Raw genomic sequence first — 23,459 nt, 5'->3', positions numbered from 1 at the left:
AAAGGCACTCTCAATTACATTGGAGTGCCTATGATGATTGAGTGGAGCTAACTAGCGGATTGGAAAGATTTCGGGGAAACCCTGAAAAATAGTAATTAATTACTAATGTATAATGGACAAGCTTATGACATAATGCACTGTATATACATACACTATTGGTAAATTACTATTTACAATAGTCAACTCATTGATGGAATTATGGAAACTCTAAAATTCGAACTTGATAGCAAAGATGCAATCTTATGGTTGAGGGATCAGCCTAATAACTCAATTAATTTATTAATTACAGATCCTCCATACGAATCACTGGAAAAGCATCGTAAAATTGGAACAACAACTCGTTTAAAAGTTAGTAAGTCCTCTAGTAATCAATGGTTTGAAATATTTCCAAACTCAAGATTTGAAGAGTTGCTTACTGAAATATACCGAGTTTTAAGTAAAAACTCCCACTTTTATCTTTTTTGCGATCAAGAGACAGCATTTGTCGTAAAACCTATTGCTGAAAAAGTCGGGTTCAAGTTTTGGAAGCCTTTAATATGGGACAAAATGACAATAGGCATGGGATATCATTATCGAGCTAGATATGAATTTATTCTCTTTTTTGAAAAAGGAAAGCGAAAATTGAATGACCTATCCATACCCGATGTCCTAGCCGAAAAAAGAATATGGAAAGGCTACCCAACTGAAAAGCCTGTCAATTTAGCAAGAATACTAATTGAGCAAAGCTCCTCCGAAGGCGAGATTGTTGCGGACCCGTTTTGTGGTGCGGGGTTTGTAGGTTCAGCAGCTATATCCTCAGGAAGAATATTCAAAGGAAATGATATAAATCCTGAGGCTATAGAAATAACTCAGACAAGATTAATAAATGCTTAATCATTTATTAAATAGCATATTTCTTAAATTTTCTGACCCACGAGCTTAGAGTTTGAGCACGTCTCTTACTTGTATTGTCACTCAGCCCATTACAGTTTTTTATCAAAAATTGAGCCGCTGTATTTTCATTTATCTCTAACATGGAGGTTACATTTTGTTCTGTCATCCAAATGTGACCACACTCCATTTCCTCGAACTGTCTCTGAATTATTTTTAGAAAATCCTCTTCATTATCAGCCATTAATGCCTTATAACCTATAGGAGTGATCTTTCCATATGAGTGAGTAAGTGACAGTAGTTGACATGCGTCTCGATAATAGCTCACTTGTCTAGGATCAACTTTCAGATTATCCGAAGTTACGATCTGATTTTCAGCAACCAAGCCCAAATAGAGTTTTATCCTATCGAGGTTATCAGCTTGAGGAACCATTGTGCTATCTAAATACACACCAATTCTTTTATCAACCTCTTTCAAAAGACTCTGAACGTATTCATGTTCCAAAGACAGAATAAGCTCAGTAGATTCTTCATCATAAAGCTCAACTTTTAATTCACTATTCAAAAGTTCATCAAACAAATTTCTAGCCAATCTCAAATCAATTTCTTTGTTTTCAATGGCATAGATAAACTCATCAATATTTGAGATTCTAGATAATATAGCATGACCTTTGCTTTGGAGTTCCTCGATTTGACTTGCTTTTACTCGATATACAAAGGAACCGACAATTGCATCATGATGATAAAAATTTGTTTTAACATCAAAATACTTAAGAAAGTTCTTACAAAATTCATTAAAAGCTTTTGATGCTGAGTCTAGTACATCGGAAGCAATTGGCGATTGGGCTTTTTTTGAAAAGCGAATACGATGTGTATGCTTTCTGGTACCGTCATAATTTACATTTTCGTGAATAAAAACATTTTCATCTGGGAAGAAAAAATCTAGATTTTTGGCAAGAGCTTTTTTTTCTATCAGTTCACCTGATTCAAGCAATATATCTAAAATCAAAACATGCGATGTTGAACTCTGTTTTATAGCCTTAATTATCGGAATGTCTTTCTGCTCTAACTTGTTCACATTCTCTTCCGAAATTGGAACAATTATCCACTGGTCCTTGATATATTCATCATCTAAACCAAGACTATAACAGAAGAATAGCTGGCCATAATCATTCAATGCAACGAATGTTAATGGCTGTTCATAGAAGCTATAGACATTATGGTAATACAGACTACCGAATGCTTCCGATTTGATGAATAACAACTCTGACTTTTTCATATCAATGCAAACCCATCAGGACTAGTTCCGTCAAAAAACCAAACCGTCACATGGTTATTCGAGCTCTCTTTGCCAACAACCCCATGCTCAACCAAAACATCCCCACTAGCAATTGATTTTTTTCTAAACCGATGAGGATTACTTTGTATTAGATTTTCAGCAGCTTGTTTGTTACGGAACATTGAGGTTCCATAGAAATTGGGACAGTTAGAAAACTTGGGGAACTTTACAAGATGAGCTTGATCACGATCCTTATAAGACGCAACAAAATCATAAGGTATAGGAGGATTGTTTTCCACCAATCTATACAACCTGACGTTCTGCTCAGTTGCGTCAACTGGCGGTACTGTTACATGCGCAGGGTAATCTGCTGGCCAATTTCTTTTATGCATTCCTTGCCCTCTTACTCCCAAACATCATCTAAAAAATTAGCGCGTGATACTAAAGGTTTTACAGTCATTACACAACATATTAGCCACTGACATCAGCCATTTTCAAGAGCCTTGTTGTTTAAATCTTACTTAAATCACAAAAAAAATAAATTAGCTATTCTCCATACTTGAACACATGGGAAGACTTCTGATAAGTAAAAGCAAGGTAAAGAATTGGGTTTTAAGCTTAAATGATAGGCACCATAGAACTTCAAACGACACTGTAGAGTCCATAATGATCAAGTGGGACTAACTAGCGGATTGAAAAAATTTATAGTTCAACTAGATGCGGTGTTTGGCTGATTTCCGATAACAGGTGTCAACTAAGACTTCACAGCTATTAGGCTGGGTAGTTCCACCTCTAGTTTCAAGCTCAAAAGTTTTTAATCAAGTTCATGCAACCTCCTGTAATTTTTCCTTGCTGGCTATTCAAAGCGAGCATAACCCAGTTTAAAACCCATTTAAATCATCGTTAAAGCGTTTAAGTTGTTTTGCGATAAGCCGTTGTACTAAATTGAGAACCAAGCCGCTTAAAATGCGTTTTAGAGCTTTGCGCTAAAAGCGCCTTCCCCTTAGAATGATGGCCTCACTTTGACCTCCAAGGACGGCGTATGATCACCAATCCCTATAAACTCCCACAAGCGGAGCATACACAAACTCAATATTCTGAGAAATTTTTAATGTGGCCAATTATTTTATTGAGCGCATTGTTCGTTATCGCGTGTTGTTTGCTTATATTTTACTTCGCAAATTTTAATGAAGGTGTACCCAATCAAGAAAAATTTGGTCAGTTTGGGGATTATTTAGGTGGGGTGTTAAACCCTGTCCTAGGCTTTGCAACTGTTGGGTTACTGATCTGGTCATTGAGGATGCAAAGGGAAGAGCTAGCCCTTACTCGCAAAGAACTAGAAGAGACTAAAAAAGAAATAGCATTGAGTCGCAAAGCTATGGAAGCACAGGTAACTCACTTAGAAAAAGAGGCAAAATTAAATGAAGCGTTAAGAATTATTGCGGATTTAAGGACACATATTTCAATTATTTCTAACTATAAATTCGTTCTTTCACGAGATGTGGCTCATGAAATCGTCAGTGCATTGTCGACCTATGGTACAACAGCTGATGACGTACGCAGCATGACCGCTACCACAATGAATGCGTTAATTTATGGCGAGCGAAAAAGTTTATTCGAAAACAATGAAAACATAAGAGCTGCATTTAAAGAACAATTTGACTCTGCAATTCAAAACAATGAGCCTAGTCCACTGGTAGAATTTGAAAAACTTTTACTGCAATTATCTACAGTTGCTATGTATTATCATCAAGAATCCCATAGTAAAAAGTTAACCTTAGTTTATTTGCTTGAAGCAGAAAGATTGCTAAAACCATTTCAAGGTGTTGTTAGTTCTAAAATCTTGCAGTCTTCGATAGATAAATTAAATTTATTCATCAAATTAGCTATAAATAATGATTGATTAACCTTCAAAATATTCACCTAAAATCCCTAGCATAGACTGTTCATCCTCACGGCTTACACCTAGGTATGTCCGTGCTGGAATTCCCGCTGGGCCAGCGGGCATATCGTCGATACCACCGAACTGGTGAATAGCGGCATAGATTTTATTGCTACCAATCGCCGCCCAAAAGTCGCCGCTGTCGGCTGTTACGCTGGCAGCTAGTCCGCCAGCACTGGCTTGTAATATCTTACCGCCCTGGCGTTTAGGGTTGGCCTTAAGGTAAGTATCACTTAAGGATACCCAAGCTTGGCCTGTGGTGGGATCGGCCTCTGCTTCAAACGCACCTTCTGTGGCTGACTCTAGCACGGCAGCAATATCGTTCATGGGTTCGCTTAAGTCATCTAGCCTTTCCATCAAGCTAGTCAGCACATGCATTACAGTGTCATTGCTAAGGGTGATATCAATCTTGCTCATGTCCCTCCCCTCTTAACTTGCCTTCAAGCACTTGGTATTGGGCTTGCTGTAATTGTGCCAGCGATAACGTCAGCAGTTGCACTTCACCCTCATTAGGCTGGCGCGTTAGCTGCCATGCGCTATTGATGATTACTTTATTCTTGCTGCCATTGCTCTCGGTGCCATCAACTGCGGAATACACATACAGCAAGTGTTGATTCTCACTGTCCCACAGCACCGCTTCTGGCTCTGCTAACATCAACGGTAACTGCGTAAGCGCCTCACGACTAAGTGACTTATTCGATGCGCTTTGCAATATCAGTTCACGTTCCCTTATCGCAAGTAAGACGCTGGGCTCTCGCCCTAAACGCCCTGTCACTGCGGCTTGAATCGAGGGTGTCATAAAACCTAAAGCCTGTACGCCTATGCCTGATCGCCGCTTTTGTACTGGATTGGCGGCAAGGACTTCATCCGTCCATTGGGCAAACTGGGCTTGGCGCAGCGGGCTATTATTGAGTGCCTGAATAAACTGCGCGCGGGTATCGAGGGATTGAATAGTGCCAAGCTTTTTAGCGACGGCCACGTCGGTACTAAAGGCGGCTTCGCCTGGACTATAGGCCCAGCCTAAATCGGGGCTCATGCTGCTGCCATCGGGCAGATCGATACGCGCATGGGGCACAGTCAATACTTCACCCGTTCCGCGCACGACTGTCTCAGTGTCAAAGCGCTGGATATAACCTTCGCCATTTTCCACAGTGATCCCCATCGCCTTAACCTGCGCTTCAGTTAACGCCCGAACGCGGCAACGACAGCCCCAACCATTGGGAGGATAAATAATGTCCCATATTGGATCGTCAAAGCGGAACACTTTACCCCTAAGCCTCGCATGTGCTGGGCGTGTCTGGCCGTCATCTATCGCCACATACTGCCAATAGGGGTGGGTTTTAGTGCGCGATAACATGCGCCGATAGCGCCCAGCCATGTAGGCAGTTTGCATGTTTTGACGATAGATAGTGTTTAAGCGGTAGGGACTCCCCAGCTGTACCTCGCGGCCATCGACTTCCTTTTTTCCCCACCATCCGAGCTTTTCGAGTTGAGGTTTAAGGTTTGCCTGAAACTGCTTAGCGGTTAACCCTTGGCTTAGGGCTGCATCCACTTGATTACGGATCGCCGTGAGCACATCCATCTGTGCCGCCTTGGCCACAGTAAAGGCACGAGCGTGGGCGCGGGTCCACACGTCTTGCCAATCATCACTGATGGCAAAGCCTTTAGCACGGAAATAGGCCACCGCATCGGCGGGGGCTTGGTTAATGGCAATGCTTAAATCAACGATTTTAGGCACTCTTGGTTTAGGCATTGGCGATGCCCCACAGTTCAGCCACAAACATTAACCGCGCGAGCGTTTCGGTAAGCTGCTCGGTATCCATGGCGGGATAGTCCTTTTCCAGTTGCGCCCGCAGCTGCTTCGGCTCGCTCTGCAGTTGAGCTAGTAATGGCTCTACCATCGCCATATAGGCTTCGCTCATTTGCCCTTGAGTGAGTGCATCCAAGGCTTTATCTAAGGCGGTTTGGCTCGGTTCACTCAACGGGGCATCCGGCTGCTTCGCTGCTAATGCCGCCAATGCCGTCTGCTGATTGTCATTACCGCCTGCAGCGCTGGCATTGGGGTCTTCTTGCTGGATCACCAGCACGGCTTCGCCATTAGCGGGCTTAGGGATACGGGTCTTTTCATGCAGCCAGTTTTGTGGGATCTGCATACCCATGCTGACGAACGCACGCAGCGGATAAGCTAAGGCCCGTAAGTCTTCGGCCTCAGTGGTATCAAATACTAAACGTGGATGACGGCGATGGCTTTGATAACTCTTGCAGTTGAGCGCATACAAGGGGGCCACTAAGTCGCGGGTTAAGGTTTCGGCAATCAGGCTAAGGTCTGCATCGCGCAGCTCTTGGCGTACTTCGTTATGCACGTTACCGAGCGCATTAGTTGAGCTTTTACCGTCGGCTTGGCTGGTCAAGGTGCCGCCTAAAATCACCTTGCTCATGGTCTTTTCAGCCCAGCTAATCATCAAATCAAAGGGATCAGCTTGACCTGTGGCGGCACTCTCGAAATCCATCACCATGCCCTTGGGCATAATGCCACCCGCGTTATGGCCAATGCTCATCACTGCATTTAACAGGGCGCGCTTTTCCTCATCGCTGGCACCCGCTGGATACTGACCAATACGCAGCGGCAAACCGTAGATCTCCAGAAACTCGGCTAAGTCGCGCACACTGTAGTTTTTAAAAATGAACGGCCAGATTAACTGACGCACTAAACCACTGCGGCTAACATAGCCCGACTTGGCTGGATGAATATGTTTGATCCAACCAAAGGGCCACAGGTCAGCGCCATTGACCGTGGCATCACGCAGGCGCAGTTCGTTACGCCGCTCAGGGTGAGTCATAAACCAAGACGGATCGCGATACTCTGGCACTTCAATAAACCATTCCCCTAGCTCTCGCGTCCAGGCTAACTCGTGCATGCTAAAGCCCTTGAGAATGGCATCACTCATTGACTTAATGAGCGTCTTTATCCAGTTACCTTCTTCGAGCATTTCCTGCAGATATTCAGTGTCGGCCTTTTCCTGTGGCGTCGGGTTACGGGGCGGTATTAAATAGGAATCCACGCCGATCAGTGCCCGTTTGCGCTTGTCTAACTCGGCATATAGGTGGCCGTCTTTCTCTTCGATATCTTCAGCCAGTTCACATTGGGCAATGAGATCGCCTTGCTCGGCGGCCTGCAAAATATTGGCTGCACTGGCGGGCGTTAAACCACTACTCGGGTGCTGGCTAAAGGTGCGTTGCAGACCAATTAAACGCACATCGTCGGTCTGCAGCGCTTTGGCTTCACGCTGCTTAAACGGCCGACCACTGGCGTCCAAAATACGTGATTCAGTTGTTTTTTCTTGCATTACCAGCAACCTCGCTGCGTTTGATTATCATCATCCTCATGGGCACTTGCTGCGGCATTCGGATTGCGGTGATCACTCCTAGGAATGGGGGTGAACTCTATGGGGGCACCGTCTAAGGTGGAGGCGTATACCATCAAGAACAGGCTGATTGCGGCATCACCGTGGCGTTCTTTTTCTTGGCCTGTGCGTACATCGCCAAGGCATGGCGTACCTCGGCGGTTAATGCTTAAGGCCCGCAGATCAGTACTGGTGTCGTCATCCCTTGGGATAGTGATAAGCCCATCTTCAAAGTGACTTTTAAAACGAGGCATTTGTTCGCGGTAAAAGGACTCTGACAACATCACACAGGCGATCACTTCACTACCGTATTTATCCTGGGCGTATTCAGCTAGCGCTTGGCCGTTACCGCGTGCATCCATCGCGCCGCCCCTCAGCCGTGGCAAGCGGTCCACAATGTAAAACAGGATCTGCTCTTGCTGGCGAAAGGGAATGTTTTTAAGCTCGACCTGTAACTTGGTTTTGATGTGGAGATCTTGGGCGATTTCCCCCACGTCAATCACAGTTAAGTCACCACTACGGGCAAAGTCTTCACCAAAGCAATGGGGGCGTGCAGGGTCTAAGCTATCGAGAACCGGCTTTAGTTCATCCTCACACCACTTAAGGATCTCCGCCGCCCGTAAACCCTCTGGCCATTGTCCAAAAGCATCGTCTTTTTTAAGGCGAATAACGGGGCCGCTATCTGTCACGCTCGCCATGCGGGCTTCGATTAACGCGCGGTTAAGATAAGAACCACCGCCAGACTTAGGCACGCAAAAGTATTCTTCTAACGCGTCCTCTTCAGTGGCAGTGGCTTTGAGTAATTTTGCTTTCCAGTCATCCTCGGCCGCTTGGCTCCATTCGATGCCGCGCACTTGGCAAATACGCTTATACAGCCCCTCATTACAGGCATCATCTAAGGTGACACGGTGAATGGAGTAATCTTTTTTACCCGCACGGGAATCATTAATCAGCTCATTGAACTGGTTATCAATGCCATTATGAGTGGAGATCAAGCGTACCTTCGCGCCCCACATGGTCAGCGCCAATGCCGCTTTTAGTACTTCGGCCAAGCGCTCGTGGAACGCCGCTTCGTCTATAGTCACATTGCCTTGCATACCGCGCAGGTTCGAGGGATTACTCGATAGCGCCTGCACCTTAAAACCTGAGGCAAAGTAAATGGCAAAGGTCAGGATCTCTTTACCGTCTTGGCCTTCATCAACAAACACTTCTTCTTGGATTTCGCCTGCGGCCTTATCAAATACTTTGGCCCACATGGCCGCAGCGTCGATAAATTCCCGCGCCATCTCCTTGTTACTGCCCACATAAAAATGGTTAGTCCCGCCTTGGCCACGGGCAGCGCCTGCAGTTAAAGAAGCATCGGCAGCTTCGGCCCAAGTGAGTCCAGTTCGGCGCGACTTTTCGGCAATTTTCAGCGGTGACTCGTCGGCTATCCAGCGTTTCTGATAACCGAGCAGCACCTCTTTAGGATCAAAGATGCTGAGATAACTGGCCTCAAGCACAGGATCAAAGACGGGTTTAATGAGGCCGCTCATCAGGCAATCCCCAGTATTTCACGCTTAAGCAAGGCAACGGCATCACTGGTTAAGCCAGCGGTTTTCGCGACCTTCTCGGCGGCATTAGCCGCTTCGGCCGCGAACGCGGTGCGGATCTCTTTCTCGCGCTTATGGCTGGCCATGGCAGCAGACTCCAAACGCTGCACCGCTAACATGGCGTCTTTAATCATGCCAACGTCGGCACCTTCGCCCGTTTCATCTTGGTTTAATAGGGCTTTAAACAGCTGCGAACGCGCCATTTCGAGAATGAGTTTAGTCACTTCACCCGTGGGCTTGTCACCCAGCTCTGCCGTCCACACTTGGGTGATCTCACGCATTTCCCGCAAACTTTTCCCCACGGCCTCCATCTTGGTGGCATAGCGGTTAATGCCTGCGCGGGAAAGCTGCTGTTCTTCTGGTAGCCCTGCGGCTTTAATCAGGGCATTGATTTCATCAAGCAGATCAATCTGCTGAATCGAGCCATTACGCAGCCCCGCATCGAGCTTCTTGCGAATAGGATCAGGCAGTAAATCCACCTTAGAGCGGCGGCCTCGGGTTTCACTCGCCATTGTCAGCTCCTTTAGAAGACTTTATCGAAGCAGCAATGTCCTTCTGCGCTTGAGCCATGGCTTTTTGCAGCGCTCTTTCGGCCTGTGCAACTTGGGGCACTTTGGCGAAATACATCTTGCGGAACTCACCTTCGATATACCGCTTACCTTCTTTTTTCATCATGGGTTTAATGACTTGGTTTTCTACATCAGCGGTAACCAAAGCGAGAGCTAAGTGATAAAGCACGTTTTTTTGTCCAGCGGTTAACGGTTTAACGGCCATGGCTATTCTCCCGCTCTTGGGCGTTTAACCCCTGGTACTACCGCGCGGCCTGTCGCCACATCTTGGCCGCGACCTGTTAGCGTTGCCGTGGTCACTTTGCCCACTAACTCGGTTTTAATCAGCCCTTGCTCGTTAAGCCAAGCGAGCTGCACCAGCAAGGCATCGCGGCTAATGTCGAGTCCGTAGGCATTTAAGCCATCTTGTAAGATGGACTCATTGAGTGCGAAGGCTCCCGCCTCTGTCAGTAATCGAAGCACCACAAGGCGTTGGTGCTCATTGATAATTTGCTGCATCGCCATTATTGGTGGCCTCCTTTCAGTTCGTTTTCGAGAAGCATGTCGGTCTTGGTTTCTAAGCGCCTAATGCCTTGTTCCATTGCGCCAAAGCGCTCACCTAATCCAGTGAGGGTTTTATCGAGCGCATGGAGTTCGTCGCGGGTCGGCATGTACTCCAATTGCATTTCAGTTTCGCTAAGGCGCTTGTCGATTTCAGCCACCTTTTGGATCACTTTTTCATGCTCAATCCGTGGGGTAAATCGCGTGCTAAACCACGCCATCAGCAGTGCACAGAAAACGCTAATGACGCTGCCAATAAAGCCCCAATACTTACCGAAATATTCAAATAGCGATTCGATCATAAACGCTTCCCATAGCGCATCTTCTGGCGCTTATCTTCATCTTCTTGGCAACTGATACAGCGCAATTCGTTAAGCCGCTGTGGCTCATTTGGCTCTAAGCAATCAATACAAATACCATTGCCTTGGCGGTGTTGTTTGTGCCTGGCGGCATCCCTTACTGCATCAACGCAGGCAGCTCGCTCGCGGGTTTCCATATTGCTAGCCCAATCGGTTTCGTCCATGGGGTTCCTTATTTTGTTTGGTCTGTTTGATGGCGTTGCCGCCAATCGTGCAGGGCTTGCCAGTCGAGGTTGCATTGCCCAAGGTCAGTGAGTAGCGAGAGCATTAGCCCCGCTAACTCTTGATTACTGAGCGGAGGGTTGCGAAGGCACACCACCTGTTGGGTTTGCAGGCACTGCAATACCTGTGGCGGTACCTGAGTGACGTTGCACTCGCGCATCAGTGCTTCGGGCGGCAACACATATTGGGTCTTGTAAGTGGGCACGTAACGCACAGCGGGCGGCGTTGTCGTACACGCGCACAACATCGTTAGGCACGCTAGCCACACGCCATGCTTGCGTTTGTTCATCCTGGGCGTCCTCAAGTAGCTGGTTCAGTTGGTGGTTAAGGTCTTGATTACGGGTAGCTAACGCGGCCTTTTGCTGTTCGACGGTTTGCACCTGCAGGGCGAGGGTTTCGCCTTCGTCTTTTAGGGCAAAGCGTTCAAGGTTGGCGTCTTGCAGCCATACCGCTAGCGTGTCGGCACTCTGTTTTAGGGCAGCATTGTCAGTTAACGCTTGGGTGAGCTGGCTCTTAGTATTCTGCTGTTGGTGGTACATCAGCCCAATGGTGACTAATGCCAGTGACAGAAATAACCACTGCACAGTGCTAATGATTTGTGAGGGATTCATTGCATGCTCCCCTTTGATTGCGAGAGGCCCAGTTCGCTTAGGCAAATGGTTTGCTCTTCGGCACGGCGCTTGATGAGGCCATTTAGGCGCACCTTGTTACCGAATAGGTCGGTGCCATACGTCCAGCCATTACAGACGCGCTCACCCGTTTGCTTATTGGTTGAACAGGCTTGGGTTAGCTCTTTGCACGCGCCCACTCTGTCGCCAGCTAACAGCTTTTTACGCAAGGTTGAGCTGGCAAAGTTGCCGTATCCCGCCCAGTGCAAAAACGATAAATAGGCGGCGTGCTCGCTGTGGGTGAGCGTTACGGGCGCGGTGAGGCTGAGCAGTTGCTTATCTTCCTTGGCGATATCCTTGGCAAAGATCTCCATGCATTGCTGCTCGGTAAAGGTTTGATCAAGCTTTAAGTCTTTGCTCGTATGGCCACGGCAGGCGGTCAGCACGCCCACCGCATCGACATAGACGCTCAGGCTATTGCCTTCCCATTTATCGGTAAGCTGTGCGCCCGTGATGGCCGCCGAACTTAAGCCTGCGGCAACTAAAATGGCCCTGAGTTTACTGTTCATTAGGCACCGCCATAGCTTGTGCTTTAGCTCGTTTACGCGCTTTTAAAATGTCCAGATGGGTGACGGCTTGCCAGCCTTGATCCAAGTAGCTTTGGCGGGTGAGACTGTGGCTATACAAGGGTACGGTGGCGGGCACATCGCCAGTGAGGTCAGCCGCTAACTCTGCACGGATGCGGGCATTAAAACCGTCCTTAGCGCACTGGCGATAGACTCGGCTTTGTATCCGACTGATGTGAAAGCCAGAGGGGCGAGCATTCGCAATCGGCATACTGTTAACGCCGCTGCGAACCTTGCATTTACGAGAGTTGTGGGTGACAAAAGCCATAAAAAAACCGAGACAGTGAACATAGGTTCATTGTCTCGGTTTAGGGATTTTCAGCGGATTGGAAAGGTTTCGGGATTAATCTGTTATGTTATAGCAATACCATGATATGAAAAAAATGATTCAAAAAATGGTCTAATGACATAAAACTGATAATCAGGGTTATGTCTAACAGATGTGAACAATTCTACCTTACCACCTTCAGTCACATCAGAACCAAAATTACCATATCGGTCAATATAAAGAGTAAACACTACCTTAGTGTCCTCGATAGTTTTAAATTCAATCAAACCATACAGTTGGTCCTTTTGAATAGGACGGATTGTAATCTCCCATGTTGTTCCAACTATATGTAACACAACCGGTTCATGTATATTCTCAGGTTGGACAAGCAAACCATACTCTTCAGGAAGTTCAGTTCTTAGCCCTTCAATAAATTGTTTATAAAAATTAATAATTTGAACATAATATTTCAAAGTAATTTTGAATTCTAAACTGGCCATAATACCTCCCGGTAGCTAACGGCTTTTCCTATCACTTGGCGTATGAGGAATGGATATCTTGCCGTTTCCAATCTCTTTTTGATTTCTAACGTTATCAACCCCTAACCCACCATCACTACGTTTTTGATCGCTTCCACTGCCGGGCTTTACTGGTATTTTTTGTTCTTGATTTTTCTCAGACATTGTTATTAGATTCCTTTTATTATTATCAATAAAAACAGACTAGTTACGAACATAGATAAAGCCAAAATCACATCTTTATATGAAATATCAAAGCACTTTTCCTTAGCCTTCATTTGATCCCTGTGCTTACTAATTGCTTCCAGATAAGTTTCTGCAATCAACTTTGCAGACTCTTCTTGGTCTAAATCTAGTAGTCCAATTACTGCAGAACTCATACGTGGTCTTACAAAGACCATCAGCTGGGTACCGTTATACGCTTGTAACATCGCACTAATTAAGCTCACTAAAGACACAAAACTAGAGACTAAAATTAAGTATTGAAATAATCCATTGAATTCATTTATATGCACATAAAGCCAAGTTAAGAACGTCGAAAATATTACTAGCACACCAGTTATAAATCTCAATAGTTTCGATAACTTATCATCAATGCTGTAAAACCTTTTAAGCTCATCATCCCAACCTGATTTAGCATAATCAACAACTAACTTTGCAGAAGATGACTTTTCAGGCATCACCTCTTTTTTTAATTCACTCATTCAATACACCATTAGTATTAGTGAAAATTAGCTTCTGATTATCACTTAATTTCGTAGCGTTATAGTTTAGAAAGCAAGGACGATAATATCCGCCAGAGTAAGCACCATAACTGTTTTTGGCGTTAATCTTTAGCTGTAATACCCTGCGAGCACCGCTATCATCCTGCAACCAATCAAAGAAATGCCCTTCGACCTTGATAGAATCAGGATCTTTAAAATCACCAAAGCGTTTCAAGTAAGCCACACACTGCTCTACAAGGATTGATTCGTTAGCTGTATCGACAACAGAAGACATTTTCGGTGGAGGAGTTACTGAGATTGGTATGGCATCTTCTGCACAGGAGACTTGGCTATAGGTCTCCACCCCATTTACCATACATTTGTAGATTTCGGCCTCGACACTAAATGCAAAGCACATAGCAGAAAATAAAATCCATTTCATTTATCTATCCTTAACTTTTAAGCCAATTATTGCTTTCTAATCGCTCTGCGTTCTTGGCTGATTCTGATACGCTCTGGTTCAGCATAAATTTTCTCCAGAACCATAAAGCTAAAGTCCATAATATCGAAGGCTTCTGCCTCTCCTAGCTCACCATCGTGCGCACCGTCATTGCCGTCTTGTCGAATACAAGTAACCATTTCCTTCAAGGCAACTGGCCAATGATTATTTTCAAAAAGCCACTCCAACCTATCAGCAAGATTAGTCTTTTGTCGGTGATTTGTAAGAGTGTCGTCTTTCGGTAATTGGGACTTTGAAGCGAGGTCTAGGCTTAATCTGAACATAGCGCCAGCAGCATTATAACAACCTGCAGCGTAACACTTTGCTCCCTCCACAAAAGCATTGTGTATGTTTTGTGGTAAATGCTCTGGAGGTGCGGATGCTTTAACATCAGCAAGAGTTACAAAAACGAGGACGTCTAAAAATTCGTAAAGTAAATGTTTATGTTCATTTAAATCATTTAAATCACGAAATGTTGCTCTGCCAGTTACATTTGCACTAATCACTGATACTTGCTTACAATTTCTACATTGCATGGGCACTTCAAGATAAAATGTGTCCTGATAGCTATCAATCTCTCTTACTGGTGCAAAAGCAAGTACATCGAATGTGGTTTTTTGTGCCTTGCAGCGCGGGCAATCAGTTACATGTATTGACATATAATTTCCTGAGAAAATTTAACTTATTACATAATAACAACAATTGTGAATTGTTAAATACTCTAAATCTCTTTATGCCAAATGACCTTGCAGTAAGCCACACTTCTTAACTAAAACAATCGCCTTTGCTTCCTCGCCACAAATGCTGCCCTTTGCTCTGCCACTATCTGGCTGATCCGGCGCTCGGTGAGTCCATAGTCGCGGCTTAACTGCTCTAGGTTATTGCCCTTAAACTCGCGCCAAATGCGGATATCCCGCAGCGCATCCTTGAGGCGCTCACCATTGGGGATGTAGATATCACGCCCACCGAGATAGGCGCTTAGACTAGTGGCTAAGGCTTCGCTGACATTATCCGCGTTATCAATATCGTATTGCTTTAGGGTTTGGCGCATCACATCGCACAAGCTTTGCAAGGTTGAGGGCCAGCGGCGAATGAAGTCCTCACGTTCATCGGGCTTAAGCGTGGCTAAGGTTTCGAGGGCTTGTTCCAGCTCGGCGGCGCTGGTGGACAATAAATCCAACTGGTTTTCTGGAATGCTAACCGCGTTTAAGATGTTCTTACTCATAGCCATGCCCCTCGTATTGCGCGACGATCACTTCATAGTTTGCGGGACGTGTACCTGCTTCATTCATCTTTAGCCGTTCACCACGGACAGTAATGCGCTCGATAAGTACGCGCTTATGCCAGTTTTTAAGGCTTTCTAATACTTTGTAGGCTTGCTGTTCTGTCATCCATGGGGTGGCATCAACGCCCTCATTTTTACTACGTAGCGTCATGCGACGCACATAGGCATCAAGCGCTGACTCACTGTTATCATGGATCACTAAGTGGTGGCCCATGGTGATCCAAATGGCACGTATTTTATCTATGCTGGCCAATTTGCTTTTACCCGCAGAAGGACTTAAACGGCGTTTACCCGCTGTTTTATTGTTGGTTACAGTAGGTTTAAAGCCCTTTTGTTTGAACACTTCTAGCGCCTGTTCAAGCTCTGGCAAGTTCATTGCCCGCAAGGAATCTTTACCCGTGGCATTTTTCAGCATGGCGCGGTAGATGGCTTCATCGAGCTGTAATGATCCCTTAGCCACATTGATTAAAGTGATCAGGCGCTTCTTGTGTTGAGCGACTGGCGCAGTGGCATGTTGATTTGTTTCTCGCATTATTCGTCATCCTCATCGGTTGTCGCACTGGATACTATCTTGATGGCTTTAGGCTGACTCTTGAGCTGCTGCCAATTCGGTGTTGCTGCATTTAAAAAGTTTACCGCCCATTGCTCCCGCTCACTGCGTAGTTCGGCTTTGGTTTTCCCCTTACGAACAGGCCTAACTGGGCAGTTCGCAATGGCATATTTGAGTAAGCGTTTAGCGTAGGGTGTCATTCATCTTTACTCTTTGGTTAGCTGCTCATCAGTGCCTAATCACTACATTAGACAGACCTCGCTCCAAGCTATGGAGCGGGTTTCGCAGGGTTAACGCATTACAGGCTTTGGCTCTAGCAGTTCTAAATTATTGAGTGACTTCTCCATAAAAAAGGCGATCACAGCGCGGCGTTCGCCTGCAAACTCTTTGCTTAACTCCTTAAGCGCATTGAGCAAAGCAGCGCACATCATCAAGCAGTAATGCGGCCTTTCCGCCGCTAGGCCACTGAGCTCGCTGCGCAGATTGTCAAAGCTGGCTTCAAGTAAGGTTGCTTGGCGTAATTGAAACGCCACCCGATCGAGTGCGGCTTGGTTGTCATCGAATAGGTGTTGAATGCCCGATTGTGTGCTGAGTTTCATGATGTGCTCCTTGCTCCCCCCTAAAGGGTGCTGATATCCAGTGGTAGTTGGGTATATTTGCCATTAGGCTGACGCTCATATAAACGCAGGTACTGACTAGTGCCTGTGATTTGAATCGCGTCGGCTATGGCGTCCATGGCCCGTTTCCAGTTGGCATCGTCGATATCCAGCTGGCGCAGACTGAGCACTTGATTAACGTCGATTCGGCCTTGCTGGTTTACCCGAAAGGCATGCTCAACCATGGCCATCAGGCGGGTATCCGCGCCACCGCTCCAACTTTTAATGCAATCATCAATCAAGGTTTTAGCGGTTTGAATACGCTCATCAAATACGCGGTGTTCACCTACAGCACGGCGCACTTGGTACTTGCCATCAAAGCTAGTAAGTAAAATATTGCCCTTACTACCACCAACCTTAACGCCATATTCACTGGCCGATAGTTCGGCAAAGCCATCAATTTGTGCCATCGTCATCAGTTTGAAATTAAGCATCTGTTCACGCAGTTCTTTGGCTGAACCGACAATAGCCAGCACGACTTCATCGCGCAGTTTGTCCACGGGCTTGATACGATCTTCATGCACCAAATTGCCTAAAGCGTTTTTGCGGTAGCCCTGCGGAATAGCGGTTTGGTTGTGGGTTTGTTCTTGTGTGTTCATCTTATTTGTCCTCATTCCAGCGCACTGTCACGCCATGAAATTGCACCGCCATACAACGGCGACGAATGCCTTTTATATTCTCGATAATCTCAACTGCCATGCGTTTAAAATCACGGCTTGGAACGTCAATTTGGATAACACCGCGATGCTGGCTAACGACCTTCATCCCACGAAGCCTTAAGGCGGCAATCACATTGATAGCTTTTGTTTGCATGTTATTTACCTTTCCATTTGTTATCCCAAAGGGCGCTATTTAGGCGGTTAGCCACCTTTTGCAACTCCCTTTCGAGTAGTTCGATATGCTGTAGTTGGTCGCCCTGGGCGAGTCGGCGACAGAACGCGAGCTGTTCCTCTACGTTGTAACGACTGTCTGTCGCTGATTGCACATCGATCCTCTGTGTTACTGCCGACTGCTTTAACTGCGAATGTGGGCAGCCACCGCGACAGGCGCGATAGAGTCGGACGCGTTGTGGGTTGGTAGAGCTAAAAGGCCGTTCTTGATTGTCTTTGCAGGTATCAACGCTGATTTGCCCTGCAACGGGGCACTGTACGTGGTGACGTAAATAGCGCCCTTCAACACGATTTTTAATGGTGTCGATATTGCCTTTGTATTTGTTCAGCAGGACCTGATTAAGCATGGTCGGACTGACACCTAGCTCTCTGGCAATCTGCGCTTGGCTGCTCTCACTGACTTTTAACTCAAGCACTTGGAACCAATTGTCCTTGTTCATAGCGCCTCCCTATAGGGATAAAACTTCGATTTGGTTGGTGCATAAATACCGTCATCGATTAGCTCTGGCGCTAAAGCGCCACAGTCAACGTTGAGGTGATAAATGATCATTTCCTCTTCGATAGCTCTAATGCGGATCAAGCTTGCCCGTTGCAGGGCATTGAGGTAACGCTTTACCGTTGAGCGCGCCACCCTAGCTGTGACCATGATTTCTTCAATCGAGAAATTGCGCATGATGCGGCAACTGTTCCAGATCCGCTGATTCGCTTTAATCTTGGCGAACTGAGACTGGCGTTTTAACGGGCTGTCATCGTTTAACCAGTAGCGGTTGGTCAGCCCTGTACGCCCTTTCCATTCGAGTGTTAAGCGCCCTTCTCGATACAAATCACGCAAAAAGCGATTCGCGAGACACTTAGGCATTCCCGATGCATCGGCAACTTGTTCAGCACTAAAGCTGACTTTTCGATTGCGACAACAGCACATAAACAACCATGCGCTGTGCCTTAACGGGGTTGAGCGTTTGACTTGTGCCATAACGCTTAACCCACAAGGCTTGGACGTCGAACACCATGGAATGGCTGTGCCCCCCAGTGTTCTGCAGTGACGTAATCAAGTTCGTTCATTTTGGCGAGACGTTCGATTTGATTAAGGCCAATGACAATGCGACGAGCCTCACCACTGCTGGCTTTACGCAGTTCATCAAGGAGTTCTGGTTCAACTTTGATGTCGTTATCTAAGAGGGAATCGGCCATCACCATGACGTCATCTAAGTCGGCTGGTCGAAACTCAACCCACTCTGAAATACGGTTAAAGAACTGTTTGCGTGTGCTGATACGGCGGGCGATTTGGTCCATACCAATGAGGATCACAGGGACCTCGGTGTTGTCGTAGAGATCCCGCACCGTTTCAAGCATACGAACGTCCGACATGAGGTAGTCGGCTTCATCAATAAACAGCGGGCGTTCGTACATGCTCATTTGCTCGATAGTGAAATCGACCATCTTATTAATGCGCCACATGCCGCTCGATCCGAGTTCGCCGACAATACGGTTCATTAGCGTACTGGCACTGTCTGTGGCCATGGCTCGAACATAGATACCGTTCACTTGGTTAAACAGATAAGTGGTTGCAGTTGTTTTACCAAAGCCACTTGGGCCGTGGTACAAACCGAGACCTGGTACACCTATGCCTCGGGTACAAAGATTGTCGAAGGCGTCTTGGGCTGTCAGAACATTTTTTACAGGTGCGATCACTGCTTTCATTTTGTATACTCCATTTGCTTTAGTTTTATGGCCTTCATGGCCGTTGTGGGTAATAAGTGCTCAGTTGGTCGCTCTGCGCTTATGGCCCATGATTTCATCAATGCGTTTTGCCCCTAACTTGTTGTGCTTTTTGTAATCCTTTAGGAATGCATCCTCCTTTGGCGTTAATTCACGGTTGAGAGATTCAGCGGCAAGCAAACGTGCCTTTTCGTGCTCATTACGCACTAAGGTTGCATGCTGTTGATTAATGGTGTTTTTACGTTCTTCAATCGCTTTACGCTTCTGGCGTAAATGCTCAATTTGTTGGTCGCTATAAGCAGGCTTATTGGTTTTAACGAGCTGCTCTGCAGCCTCAGTTAATGCCATTAAACTGGGGGTTTGGTGGGCTATTGGCTGGGTTGGAAACTCGACTAGTGACTTAGCCTGCTTGGCATAGTGCTCGATGACGGTTTGATGGATCTCGCCTATGTTGAACGTTTTTGCGAGTTGCTTCATTTCGGCCCTGAAACTACGCAGTGCCTTAGCTTCTTCTTTTTTGGTTTGACGATAAGCCGCAGGGCTGATCTCTTGACCTAAAAGACGGCTATCAACTGCTTCGATTCGGGTTTCCCAATTATTGATCGGGTAAATAAACGCACGAGCGACATCCGTTGGATCGAGAAATACTCGAACTCGTTGCCCTTTCCACTCATGCTCCAACATTTCCGGTGCCGTATAACGCAATCCTCCCGCTTTAATAAAGCCCTTAAGGATGGTGTACTCGCCAACGTGGTTAAGCAGGAGATCTAAGGCTTCAGGATGTTCAACCGCCCGCACTTGATATTGAGCTGCGCGATAGACTTCATTGGGTGTTTTACCCTTTAAGCCATCGTGTGCGCGGAGGTGATAATAGGCATCAACCCAATTATCAAGAAGTTGCTGTAATTCCGGTTGCGTCATACGGAGATCGTAATCAGCCTTTTCGTTCTCTTTCTTGTTGCGCTCTTTAAGGCGTACCGCAAATTCTTTCCGAGCCTCGATAGCCTCGCGGTCATTGACGTTATGGCCAATGTAGCCAGGCAGTAACTCAATAAGATCATGGCTGAGCGTCTTAAAGAAACGTTCGATAAAGGGCTTTTCCCAACCTGAGTATGGGTTAGCACGGCTTTGTTCTAAGTCGAGTAAGTGATAGATGCACGTGGTTCGCTGGCTGACATAATCGCTGCCGTTATCGGTACGCATTAAGCCGCCTTGGTTTGGAACTCCCCAAGCCAGTAAGGTTTTACGCATTAAAAGGCAAATGCCTTCGCTTGATGAAGTAGGCGAAACAAGCAGTTTGACGCGACGTGTGAAGCAGTCGATCACCGCAATAATGGTGTGTCGTCCTTCTTTCAACATGGCATCGACTGGGGTTGAGTCAAATTCCCATACATCGTTTGGCGCAGCCATCCATGGATAGGTTTGCTCAACCGCAGTCCGGTATTTATCGTTGAATTTTTTAGGGTTTGTAGTGAAAGTAAAGGCCGCTTGATTCTGACTTATCCATTTATTCACCCATCGGCGAATGCTGGAGATGCTTGGGATCTGCCAAGGCATGTCGGTTTTTATCGCATAGATCTCGGCTAGCTTTTTAAGCTGTTTTGCCTTGCCCACCAGATGCGGTTTAGCGGTGATCAGCCCCTTTAGGAAGTCGGCTAAGTCGGGCTCGTCATTCAGTAGACAAGGACGCTCAACTTTATATTTACCAGCGAGTGCGCTAACGCCATCTTTTGCTAAGACCTTTTCCCAACGGCGGATAGTTACAATAGAAACACTGCTAATAATTGAGAATACCCAGTCCGGTAGTGCAATCGAACGCTGGGCATACGCCTTGCAGAATGCTTTTTCACCATCAACGAGCTTGCGAACCTCAAGGTAAGGCATGCAGAATTTAGCCTTGGCATTGACGATCAGCATCTTTGCATCAGCCCGCTTTTGCGCTTTATCAGGTAGATTTATAAACTGCTGAATGCTCTTGGCTTTTTCTGTTTGACTCACTGCAGGGATTTGCAGTTTGGCAACAGCAGATCCCGCACGCATCAGGGACGTTGGAGATTTTGCTATCTTCTCCGCTTCCTGTTTTGCCAGCTTCTGACGAGCCTCAAGGGGTAAACTATTTAGGTGATATTCAAATCCTCCACCTAGCCCTTGTCGCCTTTGCTTTTGCCAGTTTTCATGTTTTGCCCTATCACGGACGCGTCTATCCCCGACATCCAATAGCTCTGCAATTTCTACAGTGCTAAACCATTCCTTAGTCATGGTGCTCTCCCACTAAATCAACACCAAGGTATTCAGATAAAGCAGCCATGATCTTGATGGCTTTTAAGCGTTTAGGTTTACGACCTGTATTGGGTGCAAACCATTGAACGCACTTCTGAACCGTCCTTGGGTTATATCCATGCGTAATCGCCCACGCACGGCAGCTTTGTCCATTTGCGAGCAAGGCTGCATGTATATGACGAGCGCTTTCTATCTTCATAAGAATTACCGTGCTAATATTTTGATTACGTTCGCAATGCGAACGAACGCAGTTTAACTACAATACGTTACGCAGTGCGTAACGTATTGCGAATATAGATCCGAGTTAGGCACAAATCAACAGCTTTCTGCTTTTTTGCGCAGAAAATTACGCACTAAAGTTATTTTAGTGCGCAAAAGATTGATGTAGTTTCGGTTGAATATTCAGTAAACCATTACTTATTCGGTAGTTTTTAAGTAATAACTATTGCTCTCTTGAGCGTTAAATAGATTTTGGTTCGAGGAAAATAATGAAGTCGGAAGCCTTACACTCAGATCCAACTTTAGATCCGACTTCCACAACTGAAGTCGGCACTCTTGCTGACCGTATTTCGGAAGCAATTGGAAAAAACAGTATTAGAGAGTTCGCCATTAAAATTGGCGTATCTGAAGGTACCCTACGTAATCTAATCAAAGGTGGTGAACCTAAGTTAGATACAGCAATACGTATAGCAGAAGAGGCTGGCGTGAGCATTCGTTGGCTTGCAACTGGCAATGGCCCTAAATACCCGAATCGCCAACGCGATGAAATTTCCCAGGAAGGTATTGTTTACGTCCACCAAGACCAATTCAATGAAGAGTATTTCTTGATTGAAGGCTATGACGTGGTGGTAAGCACTGGGCATGGTGCGTTTAATGATGAAACAGGTGTACGCAGACGGCTGCCGTTTAGAAAGAACTGGCTTAAATACCGTAGTTTAAAGCCCGAGAATCTTAAAGTCGTCTATGCCAAAGGCAATTCGATGGAACCCGCCATACACAGCGGAGATAGCCTACTGGTTGATATCAGCAAAACGACGCTAGAAGACGGCTGTATCTTCGTATTACGCCTGGGCGACGATCTCTATGCCAAGCGCTTACAAAAACTGTTTGATGGTGGCATAGAGATAATCAGTGACAACAAAGAGTATAAATCTCAGATTGTCTCTGCAGGCGAACTGACAATGCTGCAAATTATTGGCAAAGTCGTGTGGATGGGTAAAAACCTCGATTAAATCTTTAACAGTTCCGAGTTTATCAATCTTGATGAACTGTGATTATTTTTCAAAGCTGGCGAACCATTTTGGCGCCAGCTTTGTTTTTATCAATCCTAGTGAATCACTTCCGACTTAACTCACCACTCGCACAACTCTTGTACACCAAGGCCTCCCGCCTAGTTTCGACTAATCTCGGCTGTTCTCACTTATTGTCAATCCATTTGACTGGTTACACTTGTATCAATTTCACTAACTGTAATTAACACGAGTTGTAGTAGCGCATCTGGTGCCACAACTTATAGTGAAGTGCATCACTTAATTTGAAAAACAGCTCACGCTAATTCGATAAAGCCTCAATTAACACCTCCATCAACAACAGTAAACTTGTTAAAACAGAAAAACGGGCTTTAACGGCGAAAAGATAACCCACGTTTTCTATCGGTATAAAGAACTGAGTAAATTCACATTACCCCACCTGAGATCCTTTTTTGAGCGGTTTGAGTCTTAAGTACTCGACCAAGTACCGAAAACGGTGTCGATTATTTAGCGAATGATTTCAATTTCATAGAATCACCGCTTAAAAACGATGGACTCAATTATGGCTATATTGCGAATTGTTAAGTGGTTTTTCACGAAAAATGTCGAATTCTGCACCACGATGCACATTAGATGAGCACTTAACAGCATAATTACACTTTTTTTAGTAACTCGAGTTGACTCATCCAACAGAGCGTTTTACTATGCGCTCCGTTCTCAACGAGTCGCTACGATTGTGTGAAACGATTCCCCTGTAGTTCAGTCGGTAGAACGGCGGACTGTTAATCCGTATGTCACTGGTTCAAGTCCAGTCAGGGGAGCCAATTTA

33 protein-coding genes, 1 tRNA gene and 1 other RNA gene are annotated in these 23,459 nt (G+C 45.9%); 4 read left to right on the top strand and 31 right to left on the bottom strand.

The window, feature by feature from the left end:
- The first annotated feature begins 198 nt into the window (after nucleotides 1–198).
- Complete coding sequence (locus HGO26_RS11100) at nucleotides 199–873, top strand: DNA-methyltransferase (RefSeq protein ID WP_168825199.1); 675 nt, start codon at nucleotides 199–201, stop codon at nucleotides 871–873.
- Between the two features lie 7 nt (nucleotides 874–880).
- Here HGO26_RS11100 and HGO26_RS11095 read toward each other — a convergent pair whose 3' ends face one another.
- Together HGO26_RS11095 and HGO26_RS11090 are read right to left on the bottom strand one after the other, a co-directional pair.
- A complete protein-coding gene (locus HGO26_RS11095; RefSeq protein WP_168825197.1) occupies nucleotides 881–2,149 on the bottom strand; it encodes a DUF6575 domain-containing protein in 1,269 nt (422 codons plus the stop codon).
- Complete coding sequence (locus HGO26_RS11090; RefSeq protein ID WP_168825195.1) at nucleotides 2,146–2,541, bottom strand: hypothetical protein; 396 nt, start codon at nucleotides 2,539–2,541, stop codon at nucleotides 2,146–2,148. The genes HGO26_RS11095 and HGO26_RS11090 overlap by 4 nt, the downstream gene beginning before the upstream one ends.
- A 650-nt stretch (nucleotides 2,542–3,191) precedes the next feature.
- Between HGO26_RS11090 and HGO26_RS11085 the strand changes: the two genes are divergently transcribed.
- Nucleotides 3,192–4,052 (top strand): hypothetical protein, encoded by an 861-nt coding sequence (locus tag HGO26_RS11085; RefSeq protein WP_168825192.1) that lies wholly within the window; start codon nucleotides 3,192–3,194, stop codon nucleotides 4,050–4,052.
- Here the strand turns inward: HGO26_RS11085 and HGO26_RS11080 are convergent, their stop codons facing one another.
- The 29 genes from HGO26_RS11080 to HGO26_RS10940 form a co-directional block, all read right to left on the bottom strand.
- A complete protein-coding gene (locus HGO26_RS11080; protein WP_168825190.1) occupies nucleotides 4,053–4,508 on the bottom strand; it encodes a phage virion morphogenesis protein in 456 nt (151 codons plus the stop codon).
- Nucleotides 4,495–5,844 (bottom strand): phage head morphogenesis protein, encoded by a 1,350-nt coding sequence (locus HGO26_RS11075; protein ID WP_168825188.1) that lies wholly within the window; start codon nucleotides 5,842–5,844, stop codon nucleotides 4,495–4,497. Before HGO26_RS11075 ends, HGO26_RS11080 begins: the two co-directional genes overlap by 14 nt.
- Nucleotides 5,837–7,438: a DUF935 domain-containing protein gene (locus tag HGO26_RS11070; RefSeq protein ID WP_168825186.1), complete on the bottom strand. Its 1,602-nt coding sequence runs from the start codon at nucleotides 7,436–7,438 to the stop codon at nucleotides 5,837–5,839. Before HGO26_RS11070 ends, HGO26_RS11075 begins: the two co-directional genes overlap by 8 nt.
- Nucleotides 7,438–9,030 (bottom strand): terminase family protein, encoded by a 1,593-nt coding sequence (locus tag HGO26_RS11065; RefSeq protein ID WP_168825185.1) that lies wholly within the window; start codon nucleotides 9,028–9,030, stop codon nucleotides 7,438–7,440. Before HGO26_RS11065 ends, HGO26_RS11070 begins: the two co-directional genes overlap by 1 nt.
- Nucleotides 9,030–9,599 (bottom strand): DUF3486 family protein, encoded by a 570-nt coding sequence (locus HGO26_RS11060; RefSeq protein ID WP_006087223.1) that lies wholly within the window; start codon nucleotides 9,597–9,599, stop codon nucleotides 9,030–9,032. The genes HGO26_RS11065 and HGO26_RS11060 overlap by 1 nt, the downstream gene beginning before the upstream one ends.
- Entirely contained in the window at nucleotides 9,589–9,861 is a 273-nt protein-coding gene (locus HGO26_RS11055; RefSeq protein ID WP_168825184.1) for a hypothetical protein, read from the bottom strand. The genes HGO26_RS11060 and HGO26_RS11055 overlap by 11 nt, the downstream gene beginning before the upstream one ends.
- A gap of 2 nt (nucleotides 9,862–9,863) precedes the next feature.
- Nucleotides 9,864–10,160, bottom strand: coding sequence for a VpaChn25_0724 family phage protein (locus tag HGO26_RS11050; protein WP_006087224.1), 297 nt, complete (start codon nucleotides 10,158–10,160; stop codon nucleotides 9,864–9,866).
- Nucleotides 10,160–10,498 (bottom strand): DUF2730 domain-containing protein, encoded by a 339-nt coding sequence (locus HGO26_RS11045; RefSeq protein ID WP_012197073.1) that lies wholly within the window; start codon nucleotides 10,496–10,498, stop codon nucleotides 10,160–10,162. Before HGO26_RS11045 ends, HGO26_RS11050 begins: the two co-directional genes overlap by 1 nt.
- Entirely contained in the window at nucleotides 10,495–10,719 is a 225-nt protein-coding gene (locus HGO26_RS11040; RefSeq protein WP_168825182.1) for a hypothetical protein, read from the bottom strand. Before HGO26_RS11040 ends, HGO26_RS11045 begins: the two co-directional genes overlap by 4 nt.
- A gap of 123 nt (nucleotides 10,720–10,842) precedes the next feature.
- The gene (locus HGO26_RS11035) at nucleotides 10,843–11,388 is read right to left on the bottom strand and encodes a hypothetical protein (protein ID WP_168825180.1); all 546 of its coding nucleotides are present in this window, start codon (nucleotides 11,386–11,388) and stop codon (nucleotides 10,843–10,845) included.
- Nucleotides 11,385–11,954, bottom strand: a complete 570-nt coding sequence (locus HGO26_RS11030) for a lysozyme (protein ID WP_168825178.1) — start codon at nucleotides 11,952–11,954, stop codon at nucleotides 11,385–11,387. The genes HGO26_RS11035 and HGO26_RS11030 overlap by 4 nt, the downstream gene beginning before the upstream one ends.
- Nucleotides 11,944–12,279, bottom strand: coding sequence for a hypothetical protein (locus HGO26_RS11025; protein ID WP_168825176.1), 336 nt, complete (start codon nucleotides 12,277–12,279; stop codon nucleotides 11,944–11,946). Before HGO26_RS11025 ends, HGO26_RS11030 begins: the two co-directional genes overlap by 11 nt.
- Nucleotides 12,280–12,362: 83 nt before the next feature.
- The gene (locus tag HGO26_RS11020) at nucleotides 12,363–12,779 is read right to left on the bottom strand and encodes a hypothetical protein (protein WP_168825174.1); all 417 of its coding nucleotides are present in this window, start codon (nucleotides 12,777–12,779) and stop codon (nucleotides 12,363–12,365) included.
- Nucleotides 12,780–12,794: 15 nt separating this feature from the next.
- A complete protein-coding gene (locus HGO26_RS11015) occupies nucleotides 12,795–12,962 on the bottom strand; it encodes a hypothetical protein (RefSeq protein WP_168825172.1) in 168 nt (55 codons plus the stop codon).
- 5 nt (nucleotides 12,963–12,967) lie between these two features.
- Nucleotides 12,968–13,501 (bottom strand): hypothetical protein, encoded by a 534-nt coding sequence (locus HGO26_RS11010; protein WP_168825170.1) that lies wholly within the window; start codon nucleotides 13,499–13,501, stop codon nucleotides 12,968–12,970.
- Nucleotides 13,494–13,943 (bottom strand): hypothetical protein, encoded by a 450-nt coding sequence (locus HGO26_RS11005; protein WP_168825168.1) that lies wholly within the window; start codon nucleotides 13,941–13,943, stop codon nucleotides 13,494–13,496. Before HGO26_RS11005 ends, HGO26_RS11010 begins: the two co-directional genes overlap by 8 nt.
- Before the next feature lie 26 nt (nucleotides 13,944–13,969).
- Nucleotides 13,970–14,659, bottom strand: a complete 690-nt coding sequence (locus HGO26_RS11000; protein WP_168825166.1) for a DUF4145 domain-containing protein — start codon at nucleotides 14,657–14,659, stop codon at nucleotides 13,970–13,972.
- A gap of 110 nt (nucleotides 14,660–14,769) precedes the next feature.
- Entirely contained in the window at nucleotides 14,770–15,225 is a 456-nt protein-coding gene (locus HGO26_RS10995) for a Mor transcription activator family protein (protein WP_006087231.1), read from the bottom strand.
- Nucleotides 15,218–15,817 carry a gp16 family protein gene (locus HGO26_RS10990; RefSeq protein WP_168825164.1) on the bottom strand — a complete coding sequence of 200 codons (600 nt, stop codon included), beginning with the start codon at nucleotides 15,815–15,817 and terminating at the stop codon, nucleotides 15,218–15,220. Before HGO26_RS10990 ends, HGO26_RS10995 begins: the two co-directional genes overlap by 8 nt.
- Entirely contained in the window at nucleotides 15,817–16,035 is a 219-nt protein-coding gene (locus HGO26_RS10985) for a hypothetical protein (RefSeq protein WP_168825162.1), read from the bottom strand. The genes HGO26_RS10990 and HGO26_RS10985 overlap by 1 nt, the downstream gene beginning before the upstream one ends.
- A 15-nt stretch (nucleotides 16,036–16,050) precedes the next feature.
- Nucleotides 16,051–16,123: hammerhead ribozyme type II (locus HGO26_RS10980), an RNA gene on the bottom strand.
- A 2-nt stretch (nucleotides 16,124–16,125) separates the two neighbouring features.
- Nucleotides 16,126–16,434, bottom strand: coding sequence for a hypothetical protein (locus tag HGO26_RS10975; RefSeq protein ID WP_168825160.1), 309 nt, complete (start codon nucleotides 16,432–16,434; stop codon nucleotides 16,126–16,128).
- 20 nt (nucleotides 16,435–16,454) lie between these two features.
- The gene (locus HGO26_RS10970; protein ID WP_168825157.1) at nucleotides 16,455–17,090 is read right to left on the bottom strand and encodes a DUF3164 family protein; all 636 of its coding nucleotides are present in this window, start codon (nucleotides 17,088–17,090) and stop codon (nucleotides 16,455–16,457) included.
- Nucleotide 17,091: 1 nt separating this feature from the next.
- On the bottom strand, nucleotides 17,092–17,304 hold the full coding sequence (locus tag HGO26_RS10965; RefSeq protein ID WP_063884365.1) for a hypothetical protein: 213 nt from the start codon (nucleotides 17,302–17,304) through the stop codon (nucleotides 17,092–17,094).
- A gap of 1 nt (nucleotide 17,305) precedes the next feature.
- Nucleotides 17,306–17,821: a hypothetical protein gene (locus tag HGO26_RS10960; protein ID WP_131524989.1), complete on the bottom strand. Its 516-nt coding sequence runs from the start codon at nucleotides 17,819–17,821 to the stop codon at nucleotides 17,306–17,308.
- A complete protein-coding gene (locus HGO26_RS10955) occupies nucleotides 17,818–18,354 on the bottom strand; it encodes a hypothetical protein (protein WP_168825155.1) in 537 nt (178 codons plus the stop codon). Before HGO26_RS10955 ends, HGO26_RS10960 begins: the two co-directional genes overlap by 4 nt.
- Nucleotides 18,355–18,359: 5 nt before the next feature.
- Nucleotides 18,360–19,082, bottom strand: a complete 723-nt coding sequence (locus HGO26_RS10950) for an AAA family ATPase (RefSeq protein WP_012089134.1) — start codon at nucleotides 19,080–19,082, stop codon at nucleotides 18,360–18,362.
- A 60-nt stretch (nucleotides 19,083–19,142) separates the two neighbouring features.
- Nucleotides 19,143–21,359: a DNA-binding protein gene (locus HGO26_RS10945; RefSeq protein WP_168825153.1), complete on the bottom strand. Its 2,217-nt coding sequence runs from the start codon at nucleotides 21,357–21,359 to the stop codon at nucleotides 19,143–19,145.
- Nucleotides 21,352–21,579: a helix-turn-helix domain-containing protein gene (locus HGO26_RS10940; protein WP_041411143.1), complete on the bottom strand. Its 228-nt coding sequence runs from the start codon at nucleotides 21,577–21,579 to the stop codon at nucleotides 21,352–21,354. Before HGO26_RS10940 ends, HGO26_RS10945 begins: the two co-directional genes overlap by 8 nt.
- A gap of 289 nt (nucleotides 21,580–21,868) precedes the next feature.
- On the opposite strand from HGO26_RS10940, the gene HGO26_RS10935 reads away from it, so the two are divergent.
- Nucleotides 21,869–22,612 (top strand): LexA family transcriptional regulator, encoded by a 744-nt coding sequence (locus tag HGO26_RS10935; RefSeq protein WP_168825151.1) that lies wholly within the window; start codon nucleotides 21,869–21,871, stop codon nucleotides 22,610–22,612.
- Between the two features lie 766 nt (nucleotides 22,613–23,378).
- Nucleotides 23,379–23,454 (top strand) — tRNA-Asn (locus tag HGO26_RS10930).
- The last annotated feature ends 5 nt before the right edge of the window (nucleotides 23,455–23,459 follow it).

Source organism: Shewanella oncorhynchi, from assembly GCF_012584455.1.
GTDB classification, from domain to species: domain Bacteria; phylum Pseudomonadota; class Gammaproteobacteria; order Enterobacterales; family Shewanellaceae; genus Shewanella; species Shewanella oncorhynchi.
Note: the sequence above shows the minus strand (reverse complement) of the source record. Positions and strands in the feature narration are given on the sequence as shown.

Coding starts and splice junctions, on each gene's coding strand:
- HGO26_RS11000 (WP_168825166.1), bottom strand. CDS start 14,659: ATGTCAATACATGTAACTGATTGCCCGCGCTGCAAGGCACAAAAAACC.
- HGO26_RS11060 (WP_006087223.1), bottom strand. CDS start 9,599: ATGGCGAGTGAAACCCGAGGCCGCCGCTCTAAGGTGGATTTACTGCCT.
- HGO26_RS10940 (WP_041411143.1), bottom strand. CDS start 21,579: ATGAAGATAGAAAGCGCTCGTCATATACATGCAGCCTTGCTCGCAAAT.
- HGO26_RS11085 (WP_168825192.1), top strand. CDS start 3,192: ATGATCACCAATCCCTATAAACTCCCACAAGCGGAGCATACACAAACT.
- HGO26_RS10950 (WP_012089134.1), bottom strand. CDS start 19,082: ATGAAAGCAGTGATCGCACCTGTAAAAAATGTTCTGACAGCCCAAGAC.
- HGO26_RS11065 (WP_168825185.1), bottom strand. CDS start 9,030: ATGAGCGGCCTCATTAAACCCGTCTTTGATCCTGTGCTTGAGGCCAGT.
- HGO26_RS10985 (WP_168825162.1), bottom strand. CDS start 16,035: ATGACACCCTACGCTAAACGCTTACTCAAATATGCCATTGCGAACTGC.
- HGO26_RS11075 (WP_168825188.1), bottom strand. CDS start 5,844: ATGCCTAAACCAAGAGTGCCTAAAATCGTTGATTTAAGCATTGCCATT.
- HGO26_RS10990 (WP_168825164.1), bottom strand. CDS start 15,817: ATGCGAGAAACAAATCAACATGCCACTGCGCCAGTCGCTCAACACAAG.
- HGO26_RS10955 (WP_168825155.1), bottom strand. CDS start 18,354: ATGGCACAAGTCAAACGCTCAACCCCGTTAAGGCACAGCGCATGGTTG.
- HGO26_RS11010 (WP_168825170.1), bottom strand. CDS start 13,501: ATGAGTGAATTAAAAAAAGAGGTGATGCCTGAAAAGTCATCTTCTGCA.
- HGO26_RS10975 (WP_168825160.1), bottom strand. CDS start 16,434: ATGAAACTCAGCACACAATCGGGCATTCAACACCTATTCGATGACAAC.
- HGO26_RS11020 (WP_168825174.1), bottom strand. CDS start 12,779: ATGGCCAGTTTAGAATTCAAAATTACTTTGAAATATTATGTTCAAATT.
- HGO26_RS10935 (WP_168825151.1), top strand. CDS start 21,869: ATGAAGTCGGAAGCCTTACACTCAGATCCAACTTTAGATCCGACTTCC.
- HGO26_RS11080 (WP_168825190.1), bottom strand. CDS start 4,508: ATGAGCAAGATTGATATCACCCTTAGCAATGACACTGTAATGCATGTG.
- HGO26_RS11040 (WP_168825182.1), bottom strand. CDS start 10,719: ATGGACGAAACCGATTGGGCTAGCAATATGGAAACCCGCGAGCGAGCT.
- HGO26_RS11025 (WP_168825176.1), bottom strand. CDS start 12,279: ATGGCTTTTGTCACCCACAACTCTCGTAAATGCAAGGTTCGCAGCGGC.
- HGO26_RS11090 (WP_168825195.1), bottom strand. CDS start 2,541: ATGCATAAAAGAAATTGGCCAGCAGATTACCCTGCGCATGTAACAGTA.
- HGO26_RS10945 (WP_168825153.1), bottom strand. CDS start 21,359: ATGACTAAGGAATGGTTTAGCACTGTAGAAATTGCAGAGCTATTGGAT.
- HGO26_RS11030 (WP_168825178.1), bottom strand. CDS start 11,954: ATGAACAGTAAACTCAGGGCCATTTTAGTTGCCGCAGGCTTAAGTTCG.
- HGO26_RS10970 (WP_168825157.1), bottom strand. CDS start 17,090: ATGAACACACAAGAACAAACCCACAACCAAACCGCTATTCCGCAGGGC.
- HGO26_RS11035 (WP_168825180.1), bottom strand. CDS start 11,388: ATGAATCCCTCACAAATCATTAGCACTGTGCAGTGGTTATTTCTGTCA.
- HGO26_RS11095 (WP_168825197.1), bottom strand. CDS start 2,149: ATGAAAAAGTCAGAGTTGTTATTCATCAAATCGGAAGCATTCGGTAGT.
- HGO26_RS11045 (WP_012197073.1), bottom strand. CDS start 10,498: ATGATCGAATCGCTATTTGAATATTTCGGTAAGTATTGGGGCTTTATT.
- HGO26_RS11050 (WP_006087224.1), bottom strand. CDS start 10,160: ATGGCGATGCAGCAAATTATCAATGAGCACCAACGCCTTGTGGTGCTT.
- HGO26_RS11070 (WP_168825186.1), bottom strand. CDS start 7,438: ATGCAAGAAAAAACAACTGAATCACGTATTTTGGACGCCAGTGGTCGG.
- HGO26_RS11015 (WP_168825172.1), bottom strand. CDS start 12,962: ATGTCTGAGAAAAATCAAGAACAAAAAATACCAGTAAAGCCCGGCAGT.
- HGO26_RS11055 (WP_168825184.1), bottom strand. CDS start 9,861: ATGGCCGTTAAACCGTTAACCGCTGGACAAAAAAACGTGCTTTATCAC.
- HGO26_RS10995 (WP_006087231.1), bottom strand. CDS start 15,225: ATGAGTAAGAACATCTTAAACGCGGTTAGCATTCCAGAAAACCAGTTG.
- HGO26_RS11005 (WP_168825168.1), bottom strand. CDS start 13,943: ATGAAATGGATTTTATTTTCTGCTATGTGCTTTGCATTTAGTGTCGAG.
- HGO26_RS10960 (WP_131524989.1), bottom strand. CDS start 17,821: ATGAACAAGGACAATTGGTTCCAAGTGCTTGAGTTAAAAGTCAGTGAG.
- HGO26_RS11100 (WP_168825199.1), top strand. CDS start 199: ATGGAAACTCTAAAATTCGAACTTGATAGCAAAGATGCAATCTTATGG.
- HGO26_RS10965 (WP_063884365.1), bottom strand. CDS start 17,304: ATGCAAACAAAAGCTATCAATGTGATTGCCGCCTTAAGGCTTCGTGGG.